This window comes from Micromonospora sp. NPDC047670, assembly GCF_043204915.1.
GTDB lineage: Bacteria > Actinomycetota > Actinomycetes > Mycobacteriales > Micromonosporaceae > Micromonospora.
In genome coordinates this window covers 481,390-493,008 of the sequence record NZ_JBIDDA010000005.1, presented here as the reverse complement: position 1 = coordinate 493,008, position 11,619 = coordinate 481,390, and the positions used below count along the sequence as shown (strand labels likewise).

General features: G+C 73.3%; 9 protein-coding genes. 7 read left to right on the top strand and 2 right to left on the bottom strand.

Going from position 1 to position 11,619, the window contains the following annotated elements:
- Nucleotides 1-207: 207 nt before the first annotated feature.
- Both ACGF7U_RS15855 and ACGF7U_RS15850 read right to left on the bottom strand, forming a co-directional pair.
- Nucleotides 208-1,239, bottom strand: coding sequence for a hypothetical protein (locus tag ACGF7U_RS15855; protein WP_393107056.1), 1,032 nt, complete (start codon nucleotides 1,237-1,239; stop codon nucleotides 208-210).
- Nucleotides 1,226-1,585, bottom strand: a complete 360-nt coding sequence (locus ACGF7U_RS15850) for a hypothetical protein (RefSeq protein ID WP_393107054.1) — start codon at nucleotides 1,583-1,585, stop codon at nucleotides 1,226-1,228. The genes ACGF7U_RS15855 and ACGF7U_RS15850 overlap by 14 nt, the downstream gene beginning before the upstream one ends.
- A gap of 355 nt (nucleotides 1,586-1,940) precedes the next feature.
- Here ACGF7U_RS15850 and htpG point away from each other — a divergent pair, with 355 nt between their 5' ends.
- The 7 genes from htpG (at nucleotide 1,941) to ACGF7U_RS15815 (ending at nucleotide 11,616) form a co-directional block, all read left to right on the top strand.
- On the top strand, nucleotides 1,941-3,854 hold the full coding sequence (htpG, locus tag ACGF7U_RS15845; RefSeq protein WP_393107052.1) for a molecular chaperone HtpG: 1,914 nt from the start codon (nucleotides 1,941-1,943) through the stop codon (nucleotides 3,852-3,854).
- 550 nt (nucleotides 3,855-4,404) lie between these two features.
- Nucleotides 4,405-5,676, top strand: coding sequence for a cytochrome P450 (locus tag ACGF7U_RS15840; protein WP_393107049.1), 1,272 nt, complete (start codon nucleotides 4,405-4,407; stop codon nucleotides 5,674-5,676).
- A gap of 285 nt (nucleotides 5,677-5,961) precedes the next feature.
- A complete protein-coding gene (locus ACGF7U_RS15835; RefSeq protein ID WP_393107047.1) occupies nucleotides 5,962-6,435 on the top strand; it encodes a helix-turn-helix transcriptional regulator in 474 nt (157 codons plus the stop codon).
- 254 nt (nucleotides 6,436-6,689) lie between these two features.
- A complete protein-coding gene (locus tag ACGF7U_RS15830; protein WP_393107045.1) occupies nucleotides 6,690-9,065 on the top strand; it encodes a nitrate- and nitrite sensing domain-containing protein in 2,376 nt (791 codons plus the stop codon).
- 17 nt (nucleotides 9,066-9,082) lie between these two features.
- Nucleotides 9,083-9,487 (top strand): roadblock/LC7 domain-containing protein, encoded by a 405-nt coding sequence (locus tag ACGF7U_RS15825; protein ID WP_091094994.1) that lies wholly within the window; start codon nucleotides 9,083-9,085, stop codon nucleotides 9,485-9,487.
- 45 nt (nucleotides 9,488-9,532) lie between these two features.
- On the top strand, nucleotides 9,533-10,726 hold the full coding sequence (locus ACGF7U_RS15820) for an ABC transporter substrate-binding protein (protein ID WP_393107043.1): 1,194 nt from the start codon (nucleotides 9,533-9,535) through the stop codon (nucleotides 10,724-10,726).
- A complete protein-coding gene (locus ACGF7U_RS15815) occupies nucleotides 10,723-11,616 on the top strand; it encodes a branched-chain amino acid ABC transporter permease (RefSeq protein WP_393107041.1) in 894 nt (297 codons plus the stop codon). Before ACGF7U_RS15820 ends, ACGF7U_RS15815 begins: the two co-directional genes overlap by 4 nt.
- The last annotated feature ends 3 nt before the right edge of the window (nucleotides 11,617-11,619 follow it).

Below are 11,619 nucleotides of genomic sequence, written 5' to 3'. Positions count from 1 at the left end.
GTGTTTCTCTACCCACCCGCCGCCGCGGCCACACCTCCGGACGCGGATCGTTCTCCGGATCCCGGACGGGTGGTCGCTCGGGGGTCTGCCGCACGGCGGCTGCTTCCGCGGGGGCGGCGGCGCGACGGCGGCCGGTTCGGGCCGGCGACGGTCGGTGCGGGTCTGCCGCGCGGCGGCGGTCGGTGCGGGCCGGCGGCGCGGTGGCGGTCAGTCCCGGTCGGCGGCGCGGCGGCGCAGCAGCGCGACCGCCTCGTCGAGTAGACCGCGCTCGGTGAGCAGCGTGAGCAGCAGCGGCAGGGGGCGCCAGTCGCCGTCGTCGACCGCCTGCCGCAGCAGCGCGATCGCCTCGTCGTGCCGGCCCCGGGCGGCCAGCAGGCTGGCCAGCTCGTCGCGGCCTCTCGGGTCGCCCTGCTCGGCGGCGATCCGCCAGTACCGTTCGGCCTCGTCGGCGCGCCCCTCCTCGGCGAGCAGCGCGGCGAGCCGGGTGGCGGCGTGCCAGTCGCCGTGCTCGGCGCGGGCCCGCAGTTCCTCCGTCCGCCCCCGGTCGGCCAGCAGGTCGACCAGGACGCTGCCCGCCCCGCTCGCGCCAGCCCGGTCGAGGTCGCGCAGGTAGCCGGTCGGGTCGGGCACCGCCGCCAGGCCCGAGGACTCCTCGCCGAAGAAGCGGCTGCCGCCGAACTCCCGCCGGAGCTGGTCGTCGAGGTCGTCGGCGAGCTCGACCATGGCCCGTACGGCCAGCAGCAGGTGGGTGGGGACGAAGTCCTGGCCGAAGACGGGGACGGACGCCCAGACCGTGTCGCCGGTGCAGTAGACCCGGCCGACGACGAGACCGTTGGTGAGGTCGGAGAGCCGCCGGTACAGCGACTCGGTCGGCTCGACCCCGGTGAGCAGGGGTGAGAACACGTCGACCAGCGGCGGGTCGTCCTGTGCCCGTACGAAGATCATGGCGGAGCCGACGCGGATGGCGACGTCGCCGTCGGCGTCGACGCGCAGCTGGTCGGCGGTGACGCCGAGGATGCCGGCCAGCACCTCCCTGACCCGCTGGGTCAGCTTCCCGCCGTGCTCGGCCTCCCCGACGGGCGCCGGCGCGCGACGAGCCTCCGCGGCGGCGACCGGCCTGGCCGCCAGCGCGGCGGCCAACCTGGTCCTCGTCGGAACGGGTACGGCCGTCGCCGTGGTGGCCGGACGGGCCGCCAGCGCGGAGACGACCCTGCCCAGCAGGCTCTCAGGCGGCGTCATCGTGCTCGCCGTCCGGTCCGCCGGGCGCGCCGTCGGTCGGCTGGTCCGTCACCCGGACCTGGTCGAACATCTTGGCGATCACGAGCGGGGCCGCCACCCCGAAGGTGAAGCTGGCGAAGGCTGTGGTGGCGAGGCCACCCGCCCCGGCCGCGGCGGCGAGCCCGGTCCCGGCCACGGTCCTGAGCAGCACCGCGAACACGACGATCGGCGCGTCCCGCCGGTCCCGCCACGGCCACTGCCACCGGCCCCCCGACTCGGTGGTGGGGCGCATCATCCCGGACAGGTTGAGCGCCTCGGCCACCGCGCTGCCGACCAGTCCCCACATCGCGGCCATCCATAGAGACACATCCCTACCGTACTGACCGCCGGATGTGGCGGTCGCACCAGCCCTCTGCTCTCCCGGCGGCCACGGTGACGCCACCGTCGACGGTAGAGCCTGACGGCAACGCGTGCCCGCGAACGGTTCGCGACCCGGGGCGGCCCGGCAGTGCGGGGGTCCGTGACGAACTTCACTAGAAGTGGACAATCGGCGCGAAGCGCGCCCAGCGTCGACCGGGATCGCGGCTCGGCCTCTGACGCGTACCCCTTGACGACGCCCGGTCGGGAGACTCCGACCGGGCGTCGTCGTCTCGCCGTGGGCGACGGCTCGTATCCTTTGCGCGAACCTCTCTGGTGGGCTTTCGAGGATGAAAGGACACGGCGTGAGTAACCGGGCCGAGACGTTGGAGTTCCAGGCCGAGGCGCGTCAGCTGCTCCAGCTGATGGTCCACTCGATCTACTCGAACAAGGACGTCTTCCTGCGCGAACTGATCTCGAACGCCTCGGACGCGCTGGACAAGCTGCGCCTGGCGTCGATGGTCGACAAGGACCTGGAGGTCGACACCTCCGACCTGCACATCGAGATCGAGGTCGACAAGGCGGCGCGCACGCTGACCGTCCGGGACAACGGCATCGGCATGTCCCGCGACGAGGTGGTCCAGGTGATCGGCACGATCGCCAAGTCCGGCACGGCGGAGCTGCTGCGCAAGCTGCGCGAGTCCGCCGACGCCGGGGCGCGGCAGGAGCTGATCGGCCAGTTCGGGGTCGGCTTCTACGCGGCGTTCATGGTCGCCGACCGGGTCGAGCTGGTGACCCGGCGGGCGGGGGAGACCGGCGGCACCCGCTGGGAGTCGGCCGGCGAGGGCACCTACTCGGTCGAGGCCGTCGACGAGGCGCCGCAGGGCACCGCGGTGACCCTGCACCTCAAGGCGGCCGACGCCGAGGACAACCTGCACGACTACACCGCCGAGTGGACGATCCGGGAGATCGTCAAGCGGTACTCCGACTTCATCGCATGGCCGATCCGGATGACCGTCGAGCGTCCGGGCGAGGGCGACGAGAGCACCACCGAGACCCAGACGCTCAACTCGATGAAGGCGCTCTGGGCCCGGCCCCGCGACGAGGTCGACGAGGCCGAGTACAAGGAGTTCTACAAGCACGTCAGCCACGACTGGGCCGACCCGCTGGACATCGTGCACATGAAGGGCGAGGGCACCTTCGAGTACGAGGCGCTGCTGTTCCTCCCCTCCCACGCCCCGCTGGACCTGTTCGCCCCGCAGGGCCGCCGCGGCGTGCAGCTCTACGTCAAGCGCGTCTTCATCATGGACGACTGCGAAGCGCTCATGCCGAACTACCTGCGCTTCGTCAAGGGCGTCGTGGACGCGCACGACCTGTCGCTGAACATCTCCCGGGAGATCCTCCAGCAGGACCGGCAGATCCGGGTCGTCCGCCGCCGGCTGGTCAAGAAGATCCTGTCCACCGTCAAGGACATGAAGGCCAACCACGCCGACCGCTACCGGACCTTCTGGACGGAGTTCGGCGCGGCGGTCAAGGAGGGCCTGATCGACGACACGGAGAACCGGGACACCCTCCTGGAGATCCTCTCGGTCGCCTCCACCCACGACCCGGCCGAGCCGACCGACCTCGCCGGCTACGTCAGCAGGATGAAGGACGGGCAGAGCGACATCTACTACGCCACAGGCGAGTCCCGCTCCATGATCGAGAACTCGCCGCACATGGAGGCGTTCCGCGCCAAGGGTTACGAGGTGCTGCTCCTCACCGACCCGGTCGACGAGGTCTGGGTCGAGCGGGTCGGCCAGTACGACGGCAAGACCCTGCGTTCGATCGCCAAGGGCCAGGTCGACCTGGACACCGAGGAGGAGAAGAAGGAGGCCGAGGCCGAGCGCGAGCAGCAGCGCAGGGACTTCGCCGACCTGCTCACGTGGATGGGCGCCACCCTCGCCGACTCCGTCAAGGAGGTGCGCCTCTCCTCCCGGCTGACCACGTCGCCGGCCTGTGTCGTCGGTGACGCCCACGACATCACCCCGACGCTGGAGAAGATGTACCGGGCGATGGGGCACGAGGTGCCGGCGGTCAAGCGGATCCTGGAGCTCAACCCCGGGCACCCGCTCGTCACCGGCCTGCGCAAGGCCCACGAGCAGGGCGGCACCGAGGAGTCGCTGAAGGAGACCGCCGAACTGCTCTACGGCATGGCGCTGCTTGCCGAGGGCGGGGAGCTGGCCGACCCGTCCCGGTTCACCCGCATCCTCGCCGACCGCCTCGCCCGCACCCTGTAGCGCTCCGGCGGGCCGGTCGGCGGGGAGCCCGCCGACCGGCCCGCGGACGGGGCGGCGCCTCGGCGGCACCGGGTGTCGCGGCTGTCCCGGTCGTCGGTGCCGCGGGGCACCGTGCCGCCCCTGGTGGCCGGGCCACCGGCATCCGGCCGTTCGGAGGCGTCGCGCATCGTGCCGAGTGCCTCGTCGGGGCGGGGTTCGCCGAAATGGGCCCCGACCGACGACCCGGAGCGCGGTGGTCGCCACGGCGCGCCCGCCTTTCGGGAGCCATTCGGGACACGCGGGCGGCGGGTCGGTGCGGTCGCCCGATGCGCGCCGCTGCGTCGTTTACCCTGTTCATCGCGGTGGTTCCGGGCAAGGCGCGCCTCGCAAGTTGCAGGACGAAATGGTGCGCGCGTTCACGACGGCATGAAATAGCGAATAAACGAATTGAAGAAGACTGATATTGACTTCATCTCGTAATTGACGCACCGTGAGGGCGTGCGGCGATAACCGGAGCCCGGAGGGCGCTCGGCAATTCCGCGGCGCAGCCATGGCACTCCAGGAGGCGGTCATGCGATTGAATCCGTTCGTGGGGGCGTATCTCGCCGATCCGGCGTACGTGTGGCGGCGGCTCCTCGACGAGTCCGACGGGGTGCACCACGACCCGGACCTGGGGCTGTGGTTGATCGCCAGGCACGCCGACGTCCGCCGCGCGCTCGGTGACGCCGCGACCTTCGGCAACGCCCTCACCCTCGCGCCGGTGTACGACGTCTGTCCCGAGGCGATGGACGTGATCGCCGGGATCGACGCGCCGCCCACCACGGCTGCCGCGGACCCCCCGGTGCACCCCCGGACCCGCCGAGCCCTGCGGGCCACCTTCGCCAACACCCCCGAACGCGTCGAGCACCAGTACGGCGACATCGTCCGGCGTCGGGTCGACGAACTGGTGTCCCGGCTCGTCGCCCGCTCCGGCGGGCGGGCCGACCTCGTCGCGGAGTTCACCACCGAACTGCCCCTGCTGGTCGTGCTCGACATCCTCGGCGTGCCCGAGGTGGACGTCGGGCGGGTCCGGGCCTGGGCGGACGGCCAGATCGCACTGATCTGGGGGCAGCCCGACCCGGGCGAGCAGGTCCGGCTCGCCCAGGGCCTGCTGGAGTTCTGGCGCTACTGCCAGGAGCTGGTGCGCGCCCGGCTCGACGGTGGCCGCTACGGCGACGACTACGTCGGGCGGCTGCTGGCGTACCGCGACGGCGACGACGAGGTGCTCACGGCGGCCGAGGTGGCGAGCATCGTGTTCAACCTCCTGGTCGCCGGGCACGAGACCACGGCAGGGCTGCTCGCCCACGCGCTGGACCGGGCGCTGTCGAGCCCGGACGGGTGGCGGGCGATGGCCGAGGATCCGCGGCGGATACCCGGTTTCCTGACCGAGACGCTGCGCTACGCGCCCGCCATCGACGGTTGGCTGCGGGTGACCCGCCGGCCCGTGACCCTGGGCGGTGTCACGATCCCGGCGGGGGCGCGCTGCCTGCTGCTCATCGGCGCCGCGAACCGGGATCCGGCGGTGTTCTCCCGGCCGGACCAATTCGACCCCCACCGGCCCGACGCGGACGGCCACCTGTCTTTCGGGCACGGGCCCCATTTCTGTATCGGTGCGGCACTGGCGCGACTGGAGGCGCGGGTCGCGTTGGCCCGGCTCGCCACGGCAATTCCGGGCCTGCGCTTAACATCCGACCACCGCCGTTCATACAAAGCGAATATCGCGTTCCGGGCGCACCGGAGCCTGCCGGTGGTCATCGACGCGACGGTGCCCTCCGTCGGTCCGGCGACGCCTGTCGCGGGGTGACCGGCGACCGAAGGGCGATGTCGTGGTGGGCCGAGCCTGCTCAGAGGAGGCGGAAGGTCCTTCTTCGGCGGCCCGCCGACGGGTGGGCTCCCGGCCGGGTGCGGGCGCATCCGCCCGGCCGCCCGCAGGCCGTCGAGCCGGGGCGGGTGACCACTCTATGAAGTCACGTCTTCACACCCGTCGCTTCATGGGTTAAGAATTGTCCCCTGCGAATGTCCAGTCATCGCCCAACGTCGATTGATGCCGATACCGATGCCGGTCGATCGGCGTCGTGAAGGTGAACACATGGATCGCACGCCCCCGTCGAGCGCCGCTGGCTCCGGTGCCATCCACCGGTTTCGTGCCGAACTGCGCGCCTGGCGTACCCGGCAGGGGCTGACCCAGCGGGCGCTCGCGGAGCGGGTGCGGTTCAGTCGGGAGACGGTCGCCGCGGTGGAGTCCGGTCGCCGATACGGCAGCCACGAGTTCGCCGTCCGCTGCGACGAGGTGCTCGGCACCGGCGGGCGTCTGGCGGCGTTGTGGCCACAGGTCGCGGCGGAGCAGTTGGCGGCGGACGGTCGCCGGGGCCCCCGGTTCGGGGAGGTGGCGCGCCTCGATGCGGCTGCCGCGCCGGCGGTCGTGCGGCGCGACGCGCGCGATCCGCAGGCGGTCGTGGCGGCGATCGACGAGTTGCGCGAGTTGATCGACCAGGTGCTCAGCGTCCAGCCCGAGACGGACGTGCCCCCGCACCCGTCGAGCGGGCGCTCCGGTCTGTCCTGACCTGCGTGGCGGCCGGGGCACCCGGGCCGGGGCGGCGTTGCTGACGCTGGGTACAGATCGTGGTACGGGCTGTTTGTACCACCGTCGGGTCTGGTCTCTGGGCGCGGGTTCCGGCGGAATGAGACGTGCATACGGCAAGGTGCACATAGGCCGTCTTAGATGAGTCGCGGGAGTCAGTCTTGGCGTCGAGCACGAGGTCCCACGCGGCCCGACCCTACCCGACCCGCCGGCGCGGTTGGAAGATTGCCACCCGGATGCGCCTCATCGTCGCGGCACCGCTGGTCGCCGTGATGGGCTTCGCCGGCCTCGCGCTGACCGAGAGTGCCCGCCAGACGACCCGGGCGAGCGACCTCGGCGTCATGGCGCAACTCGGCGCCGAGGCGGGCGACCTGGCCCACCGGCTGCAACGCGAGCGCGTCGCCGCCGCCGACCTGCTCAGCCGCGGCGCGTCGGAGCAGCAGGAGGCCTTCGCGGACGCCACCGACGCCACCGACGCCGCCGTCGCCCGGTACCACCGGCAGCGGACCCGGGTGCCCGCCGGGCCCGCCCCGGGTCGGACCGCGCTGCAGCGGATCGACCTGGCCCTTCAGGGCCTGCCGCCGCTGCGCGCGCAGGTGCGTACGGCGGCGCACGCCTCGGTGTCGGCGATGACCTTCAGCTACCGGATCGCGATCGCGGACCTGCTCAGCCTCCGCGAGAGCGTCACCCTCGGGGTGGTCAACGCGCGGATCGCCGACGGCATGCGGGCCTCCGCTGCGCTGTCGAAGGCGGCCGAGGCGGCCGGCCAGCAGCAGGTCGCCGTCCTGCGCGCGGTCGCGGCCGGCCAGCTGACCCCCGCCGTGCAGCAGGACATCACCGCCGCCCGGTCCGGCTTCACCGAGTCCAGCCTCTCGTTCCTGGCGCTCGCCCGTCCCGCCTGGCGGGGCTGGTGGGAGCAGGCGGGCAGCGGCGAGGACGCCCTGCTGCTGCAACGGATGCAGGACGAGGTGTCGAGGACCCGCTCGGGCAGCCGGCTGCGGCTGGACCTGGGCGCCTGGGTCACCGCGACCCAGCAGTGGTCCGTCCGCCTGGCCGAGCTGCGCCAACGGGTCGACGCGGCGGTGCTCGACGACATCCGGGCCGCCCACACCGACCAGCGGCGGCGCACCGCCGTGGAGGCGGCCGCCGCGGTGGCGGCCCTGCTGCTCACCGCCCTGGTCACCTGGGCGGTGGCCCGGCAGATCACCCGACGCCTGCGCCGGCTGCGGGACGCGGCGAACGCGGTCGCGTTCGAACGGCTGCCGCAGGTGGTGGCCCGGCTCCAGAACCCGGGCAGCTCGTCGGTGGACCCGGACGAGCTGGCCCACCGGCAGTCCGAGGACGCCCTGGAACCGTCCAGCGGCGACGAGATCGGCGAGGTGGGGGAGGCGTTCGCCGCCGTGCACCGGGCGGCCGTGCGCACCGCGGCCGAGCAGGCGGTGATGCGGGCCAACACGGCCGACATCTTCATCCACCTCAGCCGCCGGGAGCAGCGGCTGGTCGACGCGGTGCTGGCGCAGGTCGACAAGGTCGAGCGGGACGAGACCGACCCCGAGCGGCTCGACCAGCTGTACACGCTGGACAACCTGGCCACCCGGATGGGACGGATCAACGCCAGCCTGCTGGTGCTCGGCGGGGTGGGAGTCGGGCGGGTACGCCAGCACGACGTACCGCTGCAACAGGTGCTCCAGGCCGCGCAGAGCCAGATCGAGCACTATGCCAGGATCCGCCTGGGCATGGTCGACGGCGACGTCGCCGTCGCGGCCGACGCCGTCGACGAGGTCGTGCACCTGCTGGCCGAGTTGATGGACAACGCGACCGGCTACTCCCCGCCGGGAACCGAGGCGTGGGTGACCGGCCGTAGCCTCGGCGACCGGGTCGTCGTCCAGGTCGGCGACGAGGGCGTCGGGCTGTCCCCGCAGCGGCGGCAACAGCTCAACGACCTGCTGGCCCGCCCGCCCGCCATCGACGTCGCGGCCGTACGGGCGATGGGGCTGGTCGTCGTGGGGCAGCTCGCCGCCCGGCTCGGGGTGGTCGTCCAGCTCCGTCCCGGCCCCCGCCGCGGCACCATCGCCGAAGCGGCGCTGCCGGGGGCGATCATCCGGTCGCTGCCGCCGGAGGAGTTCCTGCTCACGCCCACCCGACCGTCCCGGCGGGCGGCGCGGACCACCGCCGCGCCGCCGGTGTACCGGGCGGCGCCGGAGCCGTGGGCCGGGAGGCCGGCGGCCGACCGGGCGCTGCCCGTGGCGCCGGTGTTCCGGCCCGCGCCGGCACCGCCCGGGCGAGGTGACGAACCCACCGAGGAACTCGTCATCTTCGACGAGGTCAACCACTGGTTCCGGGCCAGCCGTGACGACGGCCCGAACGGGACGCCGTGGGCCGGCCCCGCCGACGACGCCTGGCGCACCGCCGCCCGGGCCGAGGCGCCCGAGGTCGTCGCCACCACCACGTCCGGTCTGCCGCGGCGTCAGCCGCAACGACACCTGGTGCCGGGCGGCGTCACGGTGCCGCAGCAACGCTCCGAGCACCGCGACCCGGCCCAGGTCGCCACCGCGATGGCCGCGTACGCGCGGGGCGTCGCCGGCCGCCGGGCCAACCTGATCAACAACTGACCCGACAGGGAGAGCACGTGACCGACCAACAGGATCTCGGCTGGCTGCTGGACGCCTTCGCCGAGCGCGCCACCGAGGTCAGCCATGCGATCGCGATCTCCAGCGACGGCCTGATGGTGGCCGCCACCCGCGGCCTCCCGCCGGACCGGGCGGACCAGCTGGCCGCGACCGGCAGCGGGCTGGTGAGCCTGCTCCGCGGCGCGGCGGCCTTCTTCGACGCCGGCGCGGTGATCTCCAACGTCACCCAGCTCGAGGGCGGCTTCATGTTCTCCATGGCCTTCAACGACGGGGCGTCCCTGCTCGTGCTCGCCGACCCGCAGTGCGACGTCGGCAAGGTCTCCTACGAGATGACCGAGCTGGCGAACCGCATCGGCGACGCCCTGACCCCCGCGGCGCGGGCGGCACTGAGCCGCAGCCGCTGACACCCGGCACCCCTCGCCGGAACTCCCATCCCCGCAGGAGAAGACATGTCTGTGACCATCCCCAGGCGCCGCCGTGCCCGCACCGCGGCCCTGCTCGCCCTCGTCCTGCTCGCCGCGGCCGCCTGCGCCGACGGCGGGCGGGGCGCCGGTTCCACCGGATCGATCAAGATCGGGCTGCTGGCGTCCCTGTCCGGCACGTACCAGGCGGTCGGCAAGGAGATCCGCGCCGGCTTCGAGCTCTACCTGGCCACGCACGACGGCAAGCTCGGCGGTCGGCAGGTGGAGCTCGTCGTCGCCGACGAGGGCAACGGCGCGGCGACCGCGGTGCCCGCCGCGACGAAACTGCTCAAGCAGGACCGCGTTATCGCGCTCACCGGAGTCGTCGGCGGCGGCTCGGTGGCCGCGGTCTACCCGCTGCTCAACGAGACGAAGGTGCCGTTCGTCGGCTCCAACGGTCGCCCGGAGCTCAAGGACGTGTCGCGGATCTGGCACACCTCGTACCTCTCCGACGAGCCGGGGGAGGCGATCGCCCGCCACGTGCGCGACAACGTCAAGGGCAGCGTCTACGCCATCGGCCCGGACTACCAGGGCGGCTGGGACGAGCTGCGCGGCTTCACCGACGCGTTCGTCGCCGCCGGCGGCACCCTGGCCAACCCCGACGGCAAGACCACCTTCACCCCGTTCCCGACGACCACCAACTTCACCCCGTACTTCGCCCGGATCAAGGCCTCGGGCGCGGACGCCGTCTACACGTTCTACGCCGGCAGCGCGGCCGTCGACTTCGTCAAGCAGTACGCGCAGTCGGAGATCAGGGACCTGCCGCTCTACGCCGCCGGGTTCCTGACCGAGGGCGGGGTGCTCGACGCCCAGGGCGAGGCGGCCCGGGACATCTACTCGGTGCTCAACTACTCGCCCGACCTGGACAACGCCGAGAACCGCGCCTTCGTGGCCGCCTGGAAGGCCAAGAACGACGGCTCCCCGACGACGTACGCCATGGCCTCCTACGACGCCGCGGCCGTGCTGGACCGGGCCATCGCGGCGGCCGGGAGCGACCCGACCCCGGAGAGCATCAACGCGGCCATCGGCCAGCTCGGCCAGATCGCCAGCCCGCGCGGCACCTGGCAGTTCTCGCCGACCACCCACGCGCCCGTGCAGAAGTGGTACCTGCGCCAGGTACGCCAGGACGGCCGGGCGCTGTCCAACACCGTCGTGGGTGACCTCGCCACCGTCGGCGGGTGAGCGCCGTGGCGGTCGACATCCGCATCGATCCGTACCTGGTCCCGGCCCTGGACGGGGTGGCCTACGGGCTGCTTATCTTCGTCGCCGCGGCCGGGCTGGTGCTCTCCTTCGGCGTCGCCGGCATCCTGAACCTGGCGCACGGCACCCTCTTCGCGATCGGCGGGTACACCGCCGCCGCGCTGCTCGACGGTGGCTGGCCGAGCCTGGTGCTGGCCCTGGCGGTCGGGGTCGCCGCCGCCACCGCGGCCGGCGCCCTGGTCGCCGCGCTGCTCACCCGGGCCGCCGCGCGCAGCCACCTCACCCAGGCCCTGCTGACCTTCGGGGTGGCGCTGGCCGGGGGCAGCCTGCTCGTGGCGGCGTTCGGGCCGGACGACCCACCGGTGCGCGTGCCCGCCGCGCTGGACGGGTCGGTGGTCGTCGCCGGGCACCGCTACGCGGCGTACCGGCTGGTCTTCATCGTCGTCGCCGCCGCGCTCGCCGGCCTGCTGCACCTCGCGGTGCGCCGCACCCGGGCCGGGATGCTGGTCCGCGCGGCCGTCGACGACGCCGAGATGGTGGCCGTCCTCGGGGTGAGCCCGGCCTGGATCCGGGTCGGCGTGCTGGCCGCCGCCGGGGCGCTGGCCGGCGCCGCCGGCGTGCTCGGCGCGCCGATCATCGGCCCCGGACCGGACACCGCCGACGCCGTGCTGCTGCTGTCGCTGGTGGTCGTCGTCCTCGGCGGCCTCGGGTCCATGACCGGCACCCTGCTCGCCGCGCTGGCGGTCGGGCAGATCCAGACCCTCGGGGTGGCGCTCGCGCCGTCGGCCGCCCCGTTCCTGCTCTTCGCCGCCATGGCCGCCGTCCTCGCGGTGCGGGCGCGGGGCCTGGCCGCGGCCCGGAGGGCGACGTGAGGG

Coding starts and splice junctions, on each gene's coding strand:
- ACGF7U_RS15820 (WP_393107043.1), top strand. CDS start 9,533: ATGTCTGTGACCATCCCCAGGCGCCGCCGTGCCCGCACCGCGGCCCTG.
- ACGF7U_RS15855 (WP_393107056.1), bottom strand. CDS start 1,239: ATGACGCCGCCTGAGAGCCTGCTGGGCAGGGTCGTCTCCGCGCTGGCG.
- ACGF7U_RS15835 (WP_393107047.1), top strand. CDS start 5,962: ATGGATCGCACGCCCCCGTCGAGCGCCGCTGGCTCCGGTGCCATCCAC.
- ACGF7U_RS15830 (WP_393107045.1), top strand. CDS start 6,690: ATGCGCCTCATCGTCGCGGCACCGCTGGTCGCCGTGATGGGCTTCGCC.
- ACGF7U_RS15840 (WP_393107049.1), top strand. CDS start 4,405: ATGCGATTGAATCCGTTCGTGGGGGCGTATCTCGCCGATCCGGCGTAC.